Here is a 16524-nt window from a genome sequence, read left to right as displayed (position 1 = left end):
GCAGCGGACTGAGCATCCGCACAGGTACCCTCGCAGCCATGAGGTGGGCATGACCGATTCACCACGCCGCGACGGGTCCGAGCCGACCCAATCTCTCGGTAGCGGCTACCCCGTGGACTATCCGGATCCGGCGTACTCGAACCAACCGCCGTACCAAAGCGTGTACCCGGCCGTGCCCGCTCCGGCACCGCAGCCCAATCCCACCCAACAGCTGCCGCCCTACCCTCCCTACGGATACGACCCGAACGCAACCGGCGGCCATTACGGGGCCGGATCCCCACCGCCGCCGGGTGAACCGACCCCGCCGGAGCCCGACAACCACGAACCCCGGCTCTGGCTGTGGATCCTGGCCGCAGTGGCGATCCTGGTGGTTCTGGGCCTGGTCATCGCACTGGTGATCGCCAACGGGTCAAGCCAGGAAACAGTGGTCGCACCGCAACCCGTCAGCCCGCAGCCAGGCTTCACCACGTCGCCGACCGCACCCACCACCAGATCGCGCATACCCCGGCCGGTGCCGCTGCCCCCGCCGAGCACCGTTCCGCCGACGGAGACCTCGCCCGGGCCGACCGAGACCGTCACCTATGAGGTGACCGGTCAAGGCCGGGCCATCAACATCACCTACCTGGACACCGGCAACATGCTGCAGACCGAGTTCAACGTGCCGCTGCCGTGGAGCAAACAGGTCGAACTCGCCGCACCCGCCGACGAAACGGCCAGCGTGAGCGTCGTGAACTTCGGCCCAGATGTCGCCTGCACCGTGACCGTCAACGGTGTGCAAACCCAGCACCGCACCGGCACCGGCATCACGATCTGCGTGGGTTCGCCCTGAGCTGTCGGCTCAGCGCGTCGGTACGGCCGGGCTGGGCTGCCGCGCGGGCACCCGCACCGCGAGCATGCCCGCCAGCCCCACGGCCAACACCAGGACCAGCCCGCCCATCCCGGCCCGGTCTGCGCCGAAGATGTCGATGAAGGTGAAGAACAGCCACGGGGCCAGGAACGAGGCCGCTCGTCCCACAGTCGTGTAGAGCCCGAACGCGACACCCTCCTTGCCGTCCGCGGTGATCCGCAGCATCAAGTTGCGCGCCGCCGACAGCGTCGGCCCGATGAACAGGCACAGCAGCAGGCCGCACACCCAGAAAGCGACCGGCCCGGACAACACCAGCAGGGCCAACCCCACCGCGATCAGACAGAACAGCGATCCGACGATGACAGGTTTGGAACCCACCCGGTCGTCGAGCAGACCGCCGGTGACCGCCCCGACCGCCGCGATCACGCACGCAGTGATCCCGAACAACAGCACGTCGGCCTGTGAGATGCCGTAGACGTTGACTCCCAGCACCGCGCCGAACGCGAAGACCCCGGCCAACCCGTCGCGGAACACCGCGCTCGCCACCAGGTAGTAGACGACGTTGTGGTCCCGTTGCCACTCGCCCCGGATCTCGGTCCACAACTTGCGATAGGCGCCGAAGAAGCCGATGCGCTCGACTGGGGCCGCATCGGTCACGCGCGGCACCATCACGAAGATCGGCAGCGCGAACAACACGAACCAGACCGCGGTGAGCAGCATCACCGCCCGGACGTTCTGCCCGTCGGCGGCCGGGATGCCCAGCACCCCACGGCTATCCCCGTCACCGGCGATGAAACCGACGTAGGCCAGCACCAACAACCCGACGCTGCCGCCGTAACCCAACGCCAGGCCCAGCCCCGAGATCCGGCCGGACGTGTTCGGTGTGGACAACTGCCGCAACATGGCGTTGTACGGCACCGTCGCCAGCTCGTTGCAGGCTGCGGTGCACGCCAGCAGGACCAAGCCGGGCATCAGATAGCGGTGGTCGTCACGGATCAGGCTCATCGCCGCGGTGAACAGGACGGCCGCACCGGTCATCACGGCCAGCACGCGGCGCCGCCGCTGCGGCGCGTCCACCCAGATGCCGGTGACCGGGGCCAGCAGGGCCACCACCAGACCGGCGACCGTCATGGCCCGGCCCAGCCAGCTGGCCGGAGTGGTGTCGCCGGGCAGATCCGCACCGACGCTGCCGGTCAGGTACACCGAGAATACGAAGGTGACGACGATGGCGTTGAGGCCCGTCGCGCCGCAGTCCCACAATGCCCACGCGAGCACCCTCGCTCGCCCTGGGTTCGTCATGCCCGCCACCTTATGGCCTGGCGCTCCTCTTAGGATTGGCCGCATGCCAGTCCCCGCACCCAGTCCGGATGCCCGTGCCGTCGTCACCGGCGCCTCGCAGAACATCGGCGAAGCGTTGGCCACCGAACTCGCCGCCCGCGGCCACAACCTGATCATCACCGCGCGCCGCGAGGATGTGTTGACGTCGCTGGCGCAGCGCCTGACCGAGCGCTACGGCGTGACCGTCGAGGTGCGCGCCGTCGACCTCGCCGACCCGGTGGCCAGAGACGCGCTGTGCGAAGAACTGGCCCGGCGCGAGATCTCGATCCTGTGCGCCAATGCGGGCACCGCGACGTTCGGCCCGGTCATCGACCTCGACCCGGACGGCGAGAAGGCGCAGGTGCAGTTGAACGTCCTCGGCGTGCACGACCTGGTGCTGGCCGTGCTGCCCGGAATGGTCAATCGCGGCTCCGGCGGCATCCTCATCTCCGGATCGGCGGCGGGCAACTCACCGATCCCGAACAACGCCACCTACGCGGCCTCCAAGGCGTTCGCCAACACGTTCAGCGAGTCGCTGCGCGGCGAGCTCAAGGGTGCGGGCGTACACGTCACGGTGCTGGCGCCGGGCCCGGTGCGCACCGACTTGCCCGACGAGTCCGACCAGTCTCTGGTCGAGCGGCTGATCCCCGACTTCCTCTGGATCTCAACCGAATACACCGCCAAGCTGTCACTGGACGGCCTGGAGCGCAACAAGATGCGGGTGGTGCCGGGCGTGACGTCCAAGGCCATGTCGATGGCCAGCGGCTACGCGCCGCGCGCGATCGTCACCCCGATCGTCGGCGCCGTCTACAAGAAGCTCGGCGGCGGCTAGATTTTCGGCTTTGCCGCCGAGTGGCCACTTATCGCACGCTTCAGCGTCAAGCCCGTGCAATAAGTGGCCACTCGCGTCGAGGTACTACCGGCGGCGGCCCGTCCCGAAGATGCTGCGGGTGATCTCGCGGCCGATGACGGTGCCCGCCGAGCGCATGGCACTCTTGAACGCCGAACTCTTGAGCACCTGCTCGAGCATGCCCGGCTCGGCAGGCTGCGCGGGGGCGGGCATCGCCTCGATCTCACCCGAGGCCTCGACACCGGCGAAACCGCCCGGATCCTCGGCGGTGACCGGCGGCGCCATCTTGGCCGCCAGCCGCTCGTACGCAGAATCCCGGTCGACCGTCTGGCCGTAAGTGGCCTGCAGCGGACTGGCCTTGGCGGCCGCGGTGATCGCGTCGTTACCGATCGTGTCCATCAACGACCGCGGTGCCCGCATCCTGGTCCAGGCCACCGGCGTCGGCGCACCCCTCTCGGAAAGCACGGTGACGACCGCCTCGCCGATCCCCAACGACGTCAGCGCCTCCTCCAGGTCGTAGACATCGGTCTTGGGATAGGTGCGCACCGTCTTCGACAGGGCCTTCTGATCATCGGGGGTGAAGGCGCGCAACGCATGCTGCACGCGTGCACCCAACTGCGAGAGCACCTCGTTGGGCACATCGGTGGGCAGCTGCGTGCAGAAGAACACGCCGACCCCCTTGGAGCGGATCAGCTTGACGGTCTGCTCGACCTGCTCCAGGAAAGCCTTGGACGCGTCGGCGAACAACAGGTGGGCCTCGTCGAAGATGAAGACCAACTTGGGTTTGTCGATGTCTCCGACCTCGGGCAGCGTGGTGAACAGATCGGCCAGCACCCACATCAGGAAGGTGGAGAACATCACCGGCCGCGCAGCCTGGGCGCCCAGCTCGAGCAGGCTGATGATGCCTCGACCCTGCGAGTCGGTGCGCAGCAGATCCTTGGGTTCGAGCTCGGGCTCGCCGAAGAAGGAATCGGCGCCCTCGGCCTCCAGGTTGACCAGGGCCCGCAGGATGACGCCCGCCGTCGTGGTCGACACCGCGCCCAGCGCCTTGAGTTCGGGTTTGCCCTCATCGCTGGTGAGGAACTGGATCACCGAACGCAGGTCCTTGATGTCCAGCAGGGGCAGGCCCTTCTGATCGGCCCAGTGGAAGATCAACCCGAGGGTGGACTCCTGAGTAGTGTTGAGTCCCAACACCTTTGACAGCAGGATCGGCCCAAAGCTGGTGATCGTGGCCCGCACCGGAACCCCGATCCCCTCGGTGCCCAGCGACAGGAACTCCACCGGGAAGCCGGTTGGTGTCCAGGTGTCACCGGTGTCCTTGGCCCGCTGATCGATCTTCTCGCCGGTGGCGCCCGGCGCCGAGAGGCCCGACAGATCACCCTTGACATCGGCCATCACCACCGGCACACCGGCGGCCGACAACTGCTCGGCGATCACCTGCAACGTCTTGGTCTTACCGGTGCCGGTGGCGCCCGCGATCAACCCGTGCCGGTTGACCGTGGCCAGCGGGATCCGGACCTGTGCGGCCGGATCGACGGCGCCGTCGACCACGACCGTCCCCAATTCCAATGCCTGGCCTTCGACTGCGTAGCCGGCAGCGATCTGCTGCGCGGGGGTGGCTGTCGATTCGGTGGTCATGCCGCGGTCCTCCCAGTTTTCGCGAACGAGCCAATCGGGGTCTGACACTACTTGCCGGGCGGCGCGCGCGGTGGGTGTGGCGGCCCATCACCGGTATAGGAATACTGTGGATCTTCGTGCGAGACGAACTGGTATGGATCGACTGCGAGATGACCGGCCTAGACCTCAAGTCCGATCGCCTGATCGAGATTGCGGTTCTGGTCACCGACGCTGACCTGAACATCCTCGGTGACGGCCTGGACGTGGTCATTCACACCGACGACGAGGCCTTGGCGTCCATGATCGACGTGGTCAAACAGATGCACACCCGGTCCGGGCTGATCGAAGAAGTGCGAGCCTCGACCGTCGATGTGGCCACGGCCGAAGAGATGGTGCTCGATTACATCCGCGGCCACGTCAAGACGGCCAAGGCCGCTCCCCTGGCAGGCAACTCGATCGCCACCGACCGCGGCTTCATCGCCCGCGACATGCCCAAACTCGACGATTACCTGCACTACCGCATGATCGACGTCAGCTCGATCAAGGAGTTGTGCCGCCGCTGGTACCCCCGGATCTACTTCGGCCAGCCCGAAAAAGGTCTCGCCCACCGCGCCCTGGCCGATATCCACGAGTCCATCCGCGAACTCAAGTACTACCGCTCGACCGCGTTCGTCGCCCAGCCCGGTCCGTCTACCAGCGACATTGCCGAGATCGCCGCCGAGCTCGGCCCGCCCAAGGACGACGCGCCCGAAACCGATTCGTCTGCCGAGCACCCGAGCAGTTAGTATCTACGAGCCGCATACGCGCCGAAGGCGCCAGCGGCGATGGTGGCTGTAGTTCAGTTGGTAGAGCACCAGGTTGTGATCCTGGCTGTCGCGGGTTCGAGTCCCGTCAGCCACCCCGACTGAAAGTAGTGCCTCACCTGCAAATATGCGGGTGAGGCACTACCGGTTTCGGGGCTCTTTACATCACCCCCAATATGCGCTGGAAAGTGTCCGCCTGCCGGCGATACACCAAGAACGTGACGCATCACTGCGCTGACAGTCCCCGCCGTGTTCTACCGTCGACACGTGGACGACCTCGCGCTCAGCCCGACGCGGCCAGGTGGCCACACGACGGCAACGAGTGGGGCGACGCCGACATACACGACGAAGCCCCGCACGCGGAGTGCAGGGCTTCGGGTTGAAGCTTGGACTATCGCGGGATCGGGACCGTGCCCCGCATCATGCCGATCAGATCGGCATCCTTGGAGGTCTGGCCGAGGGCGGCCTTCTCCAACTTCATCGGCGACAGGCCAATTCCCTCGTAGAGGGCGGGCTCATGCTTCGCCTTCCACCAATGTAGAAGACCCTTCATCACGCATCTCCTTTTTGCTGGGCGTGCCTCCGAGTGTAGTCGTCTGACCCGACAGTTGGCGTGTAGTCGCCTCCTGGTGTTTCAGCGACTCTCGGTGTTCTAGCGACTTGCGGTGACGCTTCAACTTGACGGTTGCAAGGACAACGATCCACACGGCGGCGATCTCACCTAAGGAGTAGAGCATGCACGCCTGCCACAAGTCACGTGGAGGAGCCACTGCCACGGTCACCAAGAGCAGTAAGACTGCGAACACTCCTCCGATCAGCCCCAGCCACGGATCACGCCCGTGCACGAACCACGCCACCACGAGCAGCAGCAATGAGGCAACCAGAAAGATCCACCACCAGCAGGTACGGCCATCTTCGCTGGGTGGAAGCTTGGGAAAGGCGAGGAAGACTGCCACAACCGCGCAGAGCGTGGCGGCCAGCCACAGAACACCACGTGCACGGCGCAGTATGCGTGCCGTCGTCCAATCCTCCGGTGCCCGCGCGACCCACGACAGCAGCAGGCCTGCGGCAGTGAGCATGAGTGTCGGCAATCCTGTTGGCGGGGTGTCTGTCTCAGTGCGAAACGTCCGAAGAACCACGGCACACGCGAGCGCCACGAACAGCGCCGCGGGGCCGTAGAGCGCCGCCGCGTATGCCCCGAACCGGCGCGGAGCAAACCGCAGATCAACGTAAGCCGTGGAAAACCGCGCCTGGGTCGCCCCCACAAAATGAAGCGTCGCGCGGCGCTTGGCGAACCACTGACACTCCACTTCGCCAGTGCTGGTCTTCTCGAACACGCTCGCGTCCTCCATCACCAACGGCGGCGGGGCCACAAGCTCGAAGTGAGTGCTCACCGCTGAGGCAAACTCCGCGATGTCGAAGCGCCGTCTGCCCGTCCATGTGTCCGAGTTTTTGACGCTTTCTCTGTACTCGAACTTGAGTACAGAGCGTGTCCCGACGACCTCCTCGTCGAGCTCCGTCGCCATGAGGAATCCAGCGCGCAGCCATTCGAGAAGGCCGTACACCGATTGCCAAAACCGCTCTACCGTCTCCGACTTCTCTGGGTTCTCTTCGAATAGAACCGAATGCGGGAAACCCGCGTCTACGGCCTTCTGTCGAAGGGTGCACTCTTCGGTTTGAGGCTGCGCCTCCTGCCCCACGACGTATCCAGTATGCGACTCGTCCGCTGGCTGACGGATCTTCTTTTCGGCTTCCTTAACAAAGGCTTCGAGCGCGCGAGGTTCACCCCCCCACCGCCGGGCGATGGCCGAAATCATCTTGACCGACAGGGCCGTATTCTCCTCGGTTCCGAGGAGCGGTACGGGTTTGCCGGACGGCCCAGTGATGCTGAACCCGTGCAACGGCCCCTTGCGAACGATCCCGATTGGAACCAGCACCTTGCCACGCGAGCCTTCGATCCGACAATCGGCTGGCAGCGTGAAGTCGAGCGAAACGCATCGCGTGCACTCACCCGTCCCCTCGACGACAAGACGCTCGACCCGACGGTGAATCCACGTCGGCTTCTGCCGTTCCAAGCCCACGACTAGATCAAACAGCCGGTCGCCGTCATCCCGCGCAGGAGGCGGTGTTCCATTTCGTTCTCGCCACTGCCTTACTTCCGCGCTTAACTGTCGCAACTGAGATTGCAAATGCGATTCGCCAGAGTCCACCGAGTCGCTCACGCGCCTGAGTATGCCGCAGCGAAAGGCTGGGCCGTGGGAGATGACGGTAGGTGAATTGACTGACAGGAGTTCGAGTCCCGACCGTGATAGCGGGAACGCCGTCTGCGCAAGCAGGCGGCGTTCCCATTTTCAGTGAATGCATCCGAGCCACTCAGTCCTTCGAATCCGGATCCCAAGTAGACGGCAACAACGGCACCGTCGGGCCGGCATCGAATTCGTCGTCGTCCAACGCCGTCAGGCCCGTCGTCGTCGCTTCGGCCTTGTCCCGCACGCCAGAAAAGCCCAGTGGTCCGGCGCCGCGATCCGATACCGTCGGCGACGGTTCCGGCGCGGCTCCAGCGGGTGGATCGCTGTGAAGGTCCATGTACTCATGGCCATGCCCTTTGTCCCGCATCGCGGCTCGGCGACGGCGGCGCGCCCGTGCCTCGCGGGCCAGTTCGGCAGCACCCGCGGCAGCGGTGTCGGACTCAGAAGACTTCTTCTTGACCGCAGTCGCGGACTTGGACCGGGCCGCGGCGGGCACCGCGATGCCGGGCGAGCCGATCAAGTACGGCGGGAAGAACCCGGGGCCGCCACCCGGGGCCGACGGCGGCGCCGGCGCCGCGGTGACGGTGGCAGTCGCCGACGCACCGGTCGACGGCACCGCAGGGGCGGATGAGGCGGCCGGGGCCGAGGGGCTGCCGGACACTGTCGAAGTCGCGCCGGCCGCCGGCCAGGAGCCCGGCTCAGCACCGGCCGGAATCTCTGCCATCACAGGCGCGGCCGGCTGGATTGCGGCCAGTCCCGCGACCGCCCAGCCCAGGTTCGCGGCGACGAGACCCAGAGCCGGCTGAATCAGGGCCGGGGACAACTGGGCCACCACCTGCAGCAGCTGCGCCGCGTGGAAGGCCATGTCCGCCAACACCATCGGCAGGTTGGTCAACAGGGCGGCGGGGTCGTTGAGCAGATTGTCGATCAGCAAGCCGATGTTCTCGATCTGCTCATGACCGACTTCCAGCCACCACCGCGGATCGAGCGGGCTCAGGTCTCCGTGGCCGTGATCATCGTGATCGTGGTCATGATCGCCGTCGTGGTCGTGGTCGTCGTCGTGGTCGTGGTCGTCGTCGTGCTCGTGGTCGTCGTCGTGCTCGTGGCCATCTTCACTGCGCAAGATCCTTGGCGCGGCCGGAGTCGTAGGGGTGGATGCCACCGCGGCCTCTGACACTCCCTGATAGCCCTCCATCGTGACGGCAGCCTGGATCCACATCCGCACATAGTCGGCTTCATTCAATGCGATCGGAATAGTGTTGATCCCAAAGAAGTTGGTGGACACCAGGATTACATTCCTGGTGTGGTTGGCCGCCAGCTCGGCCAGGGTGGGCATCGCCGCAAGGGCGCCGGCATACGCACCGGCCGCAGTTTCATGCCGGGCCGCGATCGCGGCGCTGTCGGCACTGGCCTGATGCAGCCACGCCAGATACGGAAGATGTGCTGCCACATACCGTTCCGCGCTCGGCCCCTGCCAGGCCCCGGCCCGCACGCCACCCAGCACCGCAGCGAGTTCGTCTGCCACGGCGGCATATTCGATGCTCAACGACGACCACGCGCCGGCGGCAGCCAACATCGCGCCCGGGCCGGGGCCTGCGTTCAGCAGCGCAGAATGCACCTCGGGCGGCGAGGCCATCCATACCCCGGACATGAGGAACCCTCCTTGAACACCGTCGATCCGCGGCATCCAAGTTATTGACCATGATTGTCATTCTCAATGAATTCATCGCCAACTCATAGAAACGAGCACCGTGCCGAAAATGGCGGGGAACCACCACATGGCTCGGACATCATGCGCCGCGGGTGCACGCCGCCCAGATGCACCAGAAGGCGCACCAATGGTCCTGCGGACTAATCCGGGACTAATCCGCCACGTCGTCCCGTCGGCGAATCCGCGGAGCCAGCTGCACGATCTCGGGCACCACGGTCGGATTCTCGTAGGCGGTGGTCACCAGTGACACCAGGGTGTTGGCGACGTCGTCCAGGGCCGACATCCGAGCAGGCAGGGCACCCTGGGCCACCCACGTCTTGACCAACTGTTCGAGCAGGTCCCGGTCGGCGCCGCGCAGGATCTCGGTGTCGTCGGTGGGGCCGACGCCGACCCGGATCAGCGACAGCTCGGGATGCTCGATGCGCCAGGAGTGCAGGATCTCGTCGAGGGCGGCCTTGCTCGCGCTGTACGCCGCCACACCTGCACGGGGGCGGCCCACGTCGTAGCTGGAGGCGACCAGGACCACCCCGTTCTCGGCCAATCGCGGTGCCGCGGCGCGCAGCACGTTGTTGGCACCGACGGTGTTGACGCTGAACGCGTGCAGCCAGGTCGCGACATCGGTGTCCTCGATGTAGGCGAACGGGATCACCGTGCTGGTGAACACCACGGCATCCAAGCCGCCCAGGGCGTCCGCCGCATCGTTGACCACCCGGTTGATCGCCCCGGAATCCTCGACGTCGAGTTCGAAGGCGTGTCCGCCGGTCGCCTCGGCCAGGGAATTCAGCAGTTCGATGCGCCGCGCTGCCACGGCGACCTTGGCGCCGCGCTCGGTGGCACTGATCGCGACAGCGTGGCCGATGCCCGACGAGGCACCGACGACGAGGAGACGCAGTCCGCCTGCATCGGCTCGCTGACCGCTCATTCGATCAACCCTCCATGGTTCATCTCTGGGTGTTAGGTCACCCTTTGCTCGTCGGACATTACCGCGTGCGATGAGTTCCGGACGCGCGGCGGGTCCACTTGAGAGAACGAGATTCTCCGAGCAGCGATCAGGAGCCCTTCATGACGACAGGAAAACCTCCGATAGTCGACCAGCAGACGTGGCGCACCACGCTCGACGACCTGCGGCGTCGGGAGAAGGCCGCCACCCGGGAACTGGACGCGATCGCCGCGGCGCGGCGCCGGCTGCCGATGGTGGAACTACCGGAGTACACACTGATCGGCGCGGACGGCCCGGTGCGCCTGGCCGACGTGTTCGACGGGCACGCCCAATTGATCACCTACCACCACATGTGGACCGACGGGGCCGAATGGCAGTGCGGCGGCTGCACCGGGTTCACATCGCAGTTCACCCGCCTCGAATTCCTGGACAACTACGACGCCCGCTTCGTCATCGTCACCAACGGGCCCATCGAGGAGGCGCTGGCGTATCGCGACAAGGTCGGCAACCGGATGGACTGGTACTCGTCGTCGGAGAGCTCCTTCGGCTCCGACGTCGACGCCGCCCCGGGCGAGGGGTTCGCGGTCAACGTGTTCTTTCGTGCGACGGGGCCGTCGGGCGAACAAACCGTGTACCGAACCTGGCACACCAACGGCCGTGGCACCGAACAACTCAGCCACTCGTTCGCATTGATCGATCTGCTGCCCTGGGGCCGGCAGGAAGAATGGCAGGACTCGCCCGACGGTTGGCCCAAGCGTCCCACGTACTCCGGCTGGCTCGACAGCCCCGACATCGCCCAGCTGTATGGAAAGGACTCTCAATGACTTCAGCGACCGACCAGCAGCGCTACGTCGTCACCCGCACCGTCTCCGCGTCTCCGGCCCAGGTGTTCGCCGTCCTGGCCGATCCGGCCCGCCATTGCGACACCGAGCCCGGCGACTGGGTGCGCGACGCGATCGACCCCGAGCCGATCACCGGGACGGGCCAGATCTTCGCTGTCAACATGTTCCTGCCCGCCGCCGGCGGTCACTACGTCATGCACAACCTGGTGACCGCCTTCGACAAGGACCGGACCATCGCCTGGTTGCCCGGGCAGCTCGACGAGGAGGGCCACCATGCTCCGGGCGGGTGGAGCTGGCGCTACGACCTGGCCCCCAACGGAGACCAGACCGACGTGACGATCACCTACGACTGGACCGACACCCCGCAGAGCTTCCGCGACCAGATCGGAGAATGCCCCCGTTCGGCCCCGACTTTCTCGACGAATCGCTTGCGGCACTGGAACGTTCAGTCAGTTAGCGACTATCAGGTGCTGGCGTTGCCGGTGCGCCACTGCTCCCAAGGAATGTTCCAGTCGCCCAGGCCCTCGGTACCCGGCAACACCGAACCCACGGTGTTTCTCACCTCGACGATGTCGCCGCGCTTGGTGTTCTCGTAGAACCAGCGGGCATTGGCCGTGCTGACGTTGAGGCAACCATGGCTGACGTTGCTGTAGCCCTGGCTGCCCACCGACCACGGGGCCCCGTGCACGTAGATGCCGCTGTAAGACATCTGAGTCGCGAAATCGACCTCGGTGCGATATCCATTGGGCGAGTTGACCGGTACCCCGTAGGTCGACGAATCCATCACCATGTGATCGAAACGGTCGCCGATGATGTACACACCGTTGTCCGTCGGAGAACTGTTCTTGCCCATCGAGATCGGCATGGACTTGATGACTTCGCCGTTGCGGCGGACGGTCAGTGTCTTGGTGTTGTCATCGGCGGACGCGATCACCTCGTCGCCGATCGTGAAGTGGGTGGTGACGTTGCCCTGCCCGAACAATCCGTCGCCCAGCGCGACGCCGTAGGTGTTGACCGTGACGTCCACCGAGGTGCCGGGCTTCCAGTATTTGGCTGGGCGCCAACGCACTTCGCGGTTGTTGAGCCAGTAGAAGGCGCCTTCCACCGGTGGATCGGTCTTCACGGTGATGGCCCGCTGGGCGGCAACGCGGTCGGGGATGTTCTCGTCGAACCTAACGGCGATGGGCTGCCCGACCCCGACCACTTCCCCGTCGTTGGGCAAGACATAGGGCATCGTCAGATTCGCCGGCGAGTGTGTCTCGAACCGCAGGCGCCGGTTGGCGACTCCGCCGAGCCCGAGCGACTGCGCATTGAGCGTGTACTGCTCGTTGTAGTCGAGCGGGTCGGTGGTCGACCACGTCAACCCGTCGGCACTGAACTTCCCTGCGACGCTGGCGCCTTCTTCGTTGGTCATGGTGACCCCGCCGAGCACACCGTTCTCGGCGCTCACGGTGACCGGCGCGTCCACGGTCACCCCGACCGCGTCATCGGTCACCGATGCCTTGACCCTGGGCACCAGCAAGTCACCGTAGGGAGTGCCCTTGTCGGCGATCACCGGCGGCGGGCCCTGCGTCTCCTGCCCGCCGCACGCGGCCAGGCCCAGCATCATCGCCGGCACCATGGCAGCCACCGCTCGCCGGAAGACATCCCGGTACGGACGGGTCGCCGTCTGGGCGTGCCCCATGTTCGTCCCACCCCTCACACGGTCAACAGCAAATTCTTGGCAATAGTCTAAGGGCTGCCTGGAACTCTGGCCCACCGGAAACCTCGCGCAGCCCTGCGACCAGCGGATTTCACTGTTGAGCGAAACTCCTGTTATTGTCTCTCACGCGCGCCGTTAGCTCAGTTGGTAGAGCAGCTGACTCTTAATCAGCGGGTCCGGGGTTCGAAACCCTGACGGCGCACCAACCAAAAACCCTGCCTCGGCAGGGTTTTTGCGTTTCAGGGTTTGAGAGTTACTGCGGCAGTAGACCTCTTGTCTGACGGTCAGGCCCGATACCTTTCGGCAAGCCGGTCACCAACGCTGGGTTCGGCTTCCTCCAACAACATCTCCACCGCGCCCGCCAGATGTGCGGCCGCATAGCCGTTATCCCGGTACTGCTCAGTTTTGAAGCGGTCGAGTTCTCGGCGTAGATCGCCCAGGGTTTCATCGCTCACATGCGCCATATGGCTACCTCCAGTCGGTGTGACCATGGCCCACATCGCCGCCTAGAGGTTCGACATGAGCCATTGGGTGTTGTCAGCGAATCCCGACGACCAGTCCGTCGAGTTCAGCTGTACCAGCGAAGGCACATGCGGCAGCCCTGGCAAACGGAAAATATGTTAGCTGCAACGCAATACCCCCTTGTCACACGTTCGTCCCGTGTTGCGGCCGAGATCAAGAACCGGGTCCGACTCCCCTATCCTGACCCGAGGTCGACCTTAGCTGGACACCTATGCAGTAGCAACCGGTTCCACGAGAAAGAGCCGTTCCCGCCGTGCAATGCAGGAGATTTCAGCTACCGCCGGCGTCGGACTCCGAGTTGCGCGAAACACCTCGGGTTATCAGACGGATCCACGTTTGCCAATCGTTTTCTCCACTAAATCGCCACCAAATCACCGCAAAGAGCCCAACGCCGCGTCGCCCGGGCCGACGGTCACAGCAAACATTCAGCCCAGCCACCAGTTTCTCCGGGCCCCGCAGCGCCCACCCCGACAGCGCGCCGACACAGTCCGCGGAAATATTTGCGGACAACCACTGCAAAATCGGCGAACGCACTCTGCTGACACCTGTCGAATAATGTGCTGAGAGCCGCGTCCCCATCTAGTCCGATATGGGCGACGCCAGGTGTTGACGTCCATGTAAGTTACTGTCAAAATTCTCATAGCAGCACTTCCGCTGGTCAGACGCAAGAAACCGTGTTAATCTCAAGTTAGCTGATTAGTTTTGGTTGGTTTCCTGGTGGCGGTCACGCCAAGATAAGAGGTGTTAGCTGATGGCTACCGCGGGTGGCGTCGACCCCACAGCTGCATCGACTTCCGCATTTGTTGCTGCAAATCAGCCTGTCATGGTGTATAGCTGCAACCGGCTCGGACGCATCGCCAATCCCCCGAGCTTTTCGCTGGCCGACTGGCTCCTGTTCCGCCGCCGCTGAGCGGCGCAACAGGCTGGAGCCGCTGAGCGGCGCAACAGGCTGCTCAGCGCCGCTTTATCCGCCGGACGACCACGACCACCACCAGCGCACCGGCGCCCGCCAGTGAAGCGGCCACCGCTGGTTTCTTGATGAAGCCGATGACCGCTGACTTGAAGTCGTCGGCCAGACGCTGCGGGTTGGCCCGCTCGGCCAGCGAGTCGACAGTCAACGCAAGTTGATCGCGAGCCTGATCGATGTCCCGCTTTATGCTCTCCGGGTCCCGGTTCGCCACTGTTTGCTCCTCCAAGCCGCTCCACGTCGTGCTGCCCTGCCGCACTACCCTAGATCAGCCGGCGCCGTGACGACGGAACCGGTCGACAAGAAGGGATACCCACGCATGCCGCCAACCCCGCGCCTCGAGGTGGGAGACACCGCCCCGGCCTTCGCCCTGCCCGATGCAGACGGCAATGTCGTCAAGCTCTCCGACTACAAGGGCCGCAAGGTCATCGTGTATTTCTACCCCGCCGCCTCGACGCCCGGGTGCACCAAGCAAGCCTGCGACTTCCGTGACAGCCTCACCGAACTCAACGGTGCCGGGCTCGACGTCGTCGGTATCTCCCCGGACAAGCCTGAGAAGCTCGCCAAGTTCCGCGACAAGGAAGCACTGACCTTCCCGCTGCTGTCGGATCCCGACCGTGAGGTACTCACGTCCTGGGGCGCGTTCGGCGAAAAGACCATGTACGGCAAGACAGTTCAGGGCGTCATCCGCTCGACGTTCGTGGTCGACGAGAAGGGCAAGATCGCCGTCGCGCAGTACAACGTGCGGGCGACCGGTCACGTCGCCAAGTTGCGTCGCGACCTATCGGTGTAGCCGGCCGAGCGCTTCGAGCAGCAGCGCTTCGGCCGTAGCCGCCTTCTCCAGCACACCCAGGTGCAGGCTTTCGTTGACGCTGTGTGCCTGGGTGCCGGGGTCTTCGACTCCGGTGACCAGAATCGTCGCGGCCGGGAAGGCTTCGGCGAATTCGGCGATGAACGGGATGGATCCGCCCATCCCCATGTCCACGGGGTCGGTACCCCACGCCGTGCGGAATGCCGAACGGGCCGCGTCGTACACCGAACCCGAGGCATCGATGGCGTAGGGCTGGCCGACATCACCCGGGGTGACGGTGACCTGCGCGCCCCAGGGGACGTTCGCTTCGAGGTGCCGGGTCAACGCCTCCAGATGCGCGTGGGCGTCGCCGCCCGGCGCCACCCGCATGCTGATCTTGGCGCGGGCACGTGGGATCAGCGTGTTCGACGACTTGTCGATGGGCGTGGTGTCGATGCCGATGACGGTGATGGAGGGCTTGGCCCACATGCGTTGCACCACTGAGCCGGCGCCGATTTCGGACACTCCGTCCAGCAGGCCCGACTCTTCCCGGACCCAGTCGGGTCCACGATCGACGTCGGCCGCCGTCGCCTCGTGCAGACCGGCGACCGCGACATTGCCGTCGTCGTCGTGCAGGCTGGCCAGCAGCCGCACCAGCACGCTCAACGCGTCCGGCACGACACCACCCCACAGACCCGAATGTAGGCCGTGGTCCAGGGTGGCCACCTCTACCACGCAGTCGGCCAGGCCGCGCAGCGTCACGGTCAGGGCCGGGGTGTCGGTGCTCCAGTTGTCGGAGTCGGCGATGACGATGACGTCGGCGGCCAGGGCGTCTTTGTGCGCAGTCAGCAGCGCGCCCAGTGACGGCGAGCCGGACTCCTCCTCGCCTTCGACGAAGACCGTGACGCCGACCGGAGGCTGGCCGTCGAAGGCCCGTATGGCTGCCAGATGTGTTGCGATACCGGCCTTGTCGTCGGCGGTGCCGCGGCCGTAGAGCCGGCCGTCACGTTCGGTGGGTTCGAACGGCGCGGTGTCCCACTGTGCCGGATCCCCTTCTGGCTGCACGTCGTGGTGGGCGTACAGCAGCACCGTGGGTGCGCCCGCCGGTGGCGGGTAGTGCGCGATGACGGCAGGTGCACCGCCTTCGCTGACGATGCTGACGTCGGGAAAGCCCGCGTCCGACAACAGTTTTGCCACCGCTTCGGCGCTGCGCTGCACCTCGGCGCGGCGGGCCGGGTCGGCCCACACCGACTGGATGCGAACCAGATCCTCCAGATCGGACCGCACCGACGGCAATACCTGCTGAACTCGCTGTACGACGTCAGTCATGCTGACGAGCGTAGTAGGTGACTCCCCCATCGCGAGCA

16 protein-coding genes, 2 tRNA genes and 1 pseudogene are annotated in these 16524 nt (G+C 65.5%); 9 read left to right on the top strand and 10 right to left on the bottom strand.

The window, feature by feature from the left end:
- Positions 1–49 precede the first annotated feature (49 nt).
- A complete protein-coding gene (locus BKG60_RS25150) occupies positions 50–829 on the top strand; it encodes an MmpS family transport accessory protein (protein WP_070943580.1) in 780 nt (259 codons plus the stop codon).
- 9 nt (positions 830–838) lie between these two features.
- Here the strand turns inward: BKG60_RS25150 and BKG60_RS25145 are convergent, their stop codons facing one another.
- Positions 839–2146 carry an MFS transporter gene (locus BKG60_RS25145; protein WP_070943531.1) on the bottom strand — a complete coding sequence of 436 codons (1308 nt, stop codon included), beginning with the start codon at positions 2144–2146 and terminating at the stop codon, positions 839–841.
- Between the two features lie 43 nt (positions 2147–2189).
- On the opposite strand from BKG60_RS25145, the gene cmrA reads away from it, so the two are divergent.
- On the top strand, positions 2190–2996 hold the full coding sequence (gene cmrA, locus BKG60_RS25140; protein ID WP_070943532.1) for a mycolate reductase: 807 nt from the start codon (positions 2190–2192) through the stop codon (positions 2994–2996).
- Positions 2997–3080: 84 nt separating this feature from the next.
- Here cmrA and BKG60_RS25135 read toward each other — a convergent pair whose 3' ends face one another.
- Positions 3081–4652 carry a helicase HerA-like domain-containing protein gene (locus BKG60_RS25135; protein WP_070943533.1) on the bottom strand — a complete coding sequence of 524 codons (1572 nt, stop codon included), beginning with the start codon at positions 4650–4652 and terminating at the stop codon, positions 3081–3083.
- Between the two features lie 116 nt (positions 4653–4768).
- Between BKG60_RS25135 and orn the strand changes: the two genes are divergently transcribed.
- Both orn and BKG60_RS25125 read left to right on the top strand, forming a co-directional pair.
- On the top strand, positions 4769–5416 hold the full coding sequence (gene orn, locus BKG60_RS25130) for an oligoribonuclease (protein WP_070186072.1): 648 nt from the start codon (positions 4769–4771) through the stop codon (positions 5414–5416).
- A 42-nt stretch (positions 5417–5458) separates the two neighbouring features.
- Positions 5459–5531, top strand: a tRNA-His gene (locus BKG60_RS25125).
- A gap of 294 nt (positions 5532–5825) precedes the next feature.
- On the opposite strand, the gene BKG60_RS32120 is transcribed toward BKG60_RS25125, so the two are convergent.
- From BKG60_RS32120 to BKG60_RS25110, 4 genes are all read right to left on the bottom strand, one after another.
- Positions 5826–5987 carry a hypothetical protein gene (locus BKG60_RS32120; protein WP_159437519.1) on the bottom strand — a complete coding sequence of 54 codons (162 nt, stop codon included), beginning with the start codon at positions 5985–5987 and terminating at the stop codon, positions 5826–5828.
- A complete protein-coding gene (locus BKG60_RS25120; protein WP_131823357.1) occupies positions 5950–7656 on the bottom strand; it encodes a hypothetical protein in 1707 nt (568 codons plus the stop codon). Before BKG60_RS25120 ends, BKG60_RS32120 begins: the two co-directional genes overlap by 38 nt.
- A gap of 151 nt (positions 7657–7807) precedes the next feature.
- Entirely contained in the window at positions 7808–9334 is a 1527-nt protein-coding gene (locus tag BKG60_RS25115; RefSeq protein ID WP_070943581.1) for a PPE family protein, read from the bottom strand.
- Positions 9335–9545: 211 nt separating this feature from the next.
- A complete protein-coding gene (locus BKG60_RS25110; RefSeq protein ID WP_070186054.1) occupies positions 9546–10316 on the bottom strand; it encodes an SDR family oxidoreductase in 771 nt (256 codons plus the stop codon).
- Positions 10317–10456: 140 nt separating this feature from the next.
- Here BKG60_RS25110 and BKG60_RS25105 point away from each other — a divergent pair, with 140 nt between their 5' ends.
- Together BKG60_RS25105 and BKG60_RS25100 are read left to right on the top strand one after the other, a co-directional pair.
- Positions 10457–11158, top strand: a complete 702-nt coding sequence (locus BKG60_RS25105) for a DUF899 family protein (protein ID WP_070186053.1) — start codon at positions 10457–10459, stop codon at positions 11156–11158.
- A pseudogene (locus BKG60_RS25100) lies at positions 11155–11633 on the top strand (SRPBCC family protein). The gene BKG60_RS25105 and the pseudogene BKG60_RS25100 overlap by 4 nt, the downstream one beginning before the upstream one ends.
- 6 nt (positions 11634–11639) lie before the next feature.
- Here BKG60_RS25100 and BKG60_RS25095 read toward each other — a convergent pair.
- On the bottom strand, positions 11640–12860 hold the full coding sequence (locus BKG60_RS25095) for a L,D-transpeptidase (RefSeq protein WP_070943535.1): 1221 nt from the start codon (positions 12858–12860) through the stop codon (positions 11640–11642).
- A 147-nt stretch (positions 12861–13007) separates the two neighbouring features.
- On the opposite strand from BKG60_RS25095, the gene BKG60_RS25090 reads away from it, so the two are divergent.
- Positions 13008–13083: transfer RNA gene (locus BKG60_RS25090), tRNA-Lys, on the top strand.
- A 79-nt stretch (positions 13084–13162) separates the two neighbouring features.
- Here the strand turns inward: BKG60_RS25090 and BKG60_RS25085 are convergent.
- Positions 13163–13342 (bottom strand): hypothetical protein, encoded by a 180-nt coding sequence (locus tag BKG60_RS25085; protein ID WP_029110072.1) that lies wholly within the window; start codon positions 13340–13342, stop codon positions 13163–13165.
- A gap of 809 nt (positions 13343–14151) precedes the next feature.
- Between BKG60_RS25085 and BKG60_RS32115 the strand changes: the two genes are divergently transcribed.
- Positions 14152–14310 (top strand): hypothetical protein, encoded by a 159-nt coding sequence (locus tag BKG60_RS32115; RefSeq protein WP_097926197.1) that lies wholly within the window; start codon positions 14152–14154, stop codon positions 14308–14310.
- 43 nt (positions 14311–14353) lie between these two features.
- On the opposite strand, the gene BKG60_RS25080 is transcribed toward BKG60_RS32115, so the two are convergent.
- Positions 14354–14581, bottom strand: a complete 228-nt coding sequence (locus BKG60_RS25080) for a DUF3618 domain-containing protein (RefSeq protein WP_070186071.1) — start codon at positions 14579–14581, stop codon at positions 14354–14356.
- A gap of 105 nt (positions 14582–14686) precedes the next feature.
- On the opposite strand from BKG60_RS25080, the gene bcp reads away from it, so the two are divergent.
- Entirely contained in the window at positions 14687–15160 is a 474-nt protein-coding gene (gene bcp / locus BKG60_RS25075; protein ID WP_070186070.1) for a thioredoxin-dependent thiol peroxidase, read from the top strand.
- Here bcp and BKG60_RS25070 read toward each other — a convergent pair.
- Positions 15149–16516: a dipeptidase gene (locus tag BKG60_RS25070; protein WP_070186050.1), complete on the bottom strand. Its 1368-nt coding sequence runs from the start codon at positions 16514–16516 to the stop codon at positions 15149–15151. The genes bcp and BKG60_RS25070 overlap by 12 nt on opposite strands.
- Positions 16517–16524 lie beyond the last annotated feature (8 nt).

This window comes from Mycobacterium syngnathidarum, from assembly GCF_001942625.1.
In the GTDB taxonomy this organism is placed as follows: domain Bacteria; phylum Actinomycetota; class Actinomycetes; order Mycobacteriales; family Mycobacteriaceae; genus Mycobacterium; species Mycobacterium syngnathidarum.
Note: the sequence above shows the minus strand (reverse complement) of the source record. Positions and strands in the feature narration are given on the sequence as shown.

Bases quoted from the DNA above. Each gene is read 5' to 3' on its own strand.
- BKG60_RS25150 (WP_070943580.1), top strand. From the start codon at position 50: ATGACCGATTCACCACGCCGCGACGGGTCCGAGCCGACCCAATCTCTC.
- BKG60_RS25145 (WP_070943531.1), bottom strand. From the start codon at position 2,146: ATGACGAACCCAGGGCGAGCGAGGGTGCTCGCGTGGGCATTGTGGGAC.
- cmrA (WP_070943532.1), top strand. From the start codon at position 2,190: ATGCCAGTCCCCGCACCCAGTCCGGATGCCCGTGCCGTCGTCACCGGC.
- BKG60_RS25135 (WP_070943533.1), bottom strand. From the start codon at position 4,652: ATGACCACCGAATCGACAGCCACCCCCGCGCAGCAGATCGCTGCCGGC.
- BKG60_RS32120 (WP_159437519.1), bottom strand. From the start codon at position 5,987: ATGAAGGGTCTTCTACATTGGTGGAAGGCGAAGCATGAGCCCGCCCTC.
- BKG60_RS25115 (WP_070943581.1), bottom strand. From the start codon at position 9,334: ATGTCCGGGGTATGGATGGCCTCGCCGCCCGAGGTGCATTCTGCGCTG.
- BKG60_RS25110 (WP_070186054.1), bottom strand. From the start codon at position 10,316: ATGAGCGGTCAGCGAGCCGATGCAGGCGGACTGCGTCTCCTCGTCGTC.
- BKG60_RS25105 (WP_070186053.1), top strand. From the start codon at position 10,457: ATGACGACAGGAAAACCTCCGATAGTCGACCAGCAGACGTGGCGCACC.
- BKG60_RS25095 (WP_070943535.1), bottom strand. From the start codon at position 12,860: ATGGGGCACGCCCAGACGGCGACCCGTCCGTACCGGGATGTCTTCCGG.
- BKG60_RS25085 (WP_029110072.1), bottom strand. From the start codon at position 13,342: ATGGCGCATGTGAGCGATGAAACCCTGGGCGATCTACGCCGAGAACTC.
- BKG60_RS32115 (WP_097926197.1), top strand. From the start codon at position 14,152: ATGGCTACCGCGGGTGGCGTCGACCCCACAGCTGCATCGACTTCCGCA.
- bcp (WP_070186070.1), top strand. From the start codon at position 14,687: ATGCCGCCAACCCCGCGCCTCGAGGTGGGAGACACCGCCCCGGCCTTC.
- BKG60_RS25070 (WP_070186050.1), bottom strand. From the start codon at position 16,516: ATGGGGGAGTCACCTACTACGCTCGTCAGCATGACTGACGTCGTACAG.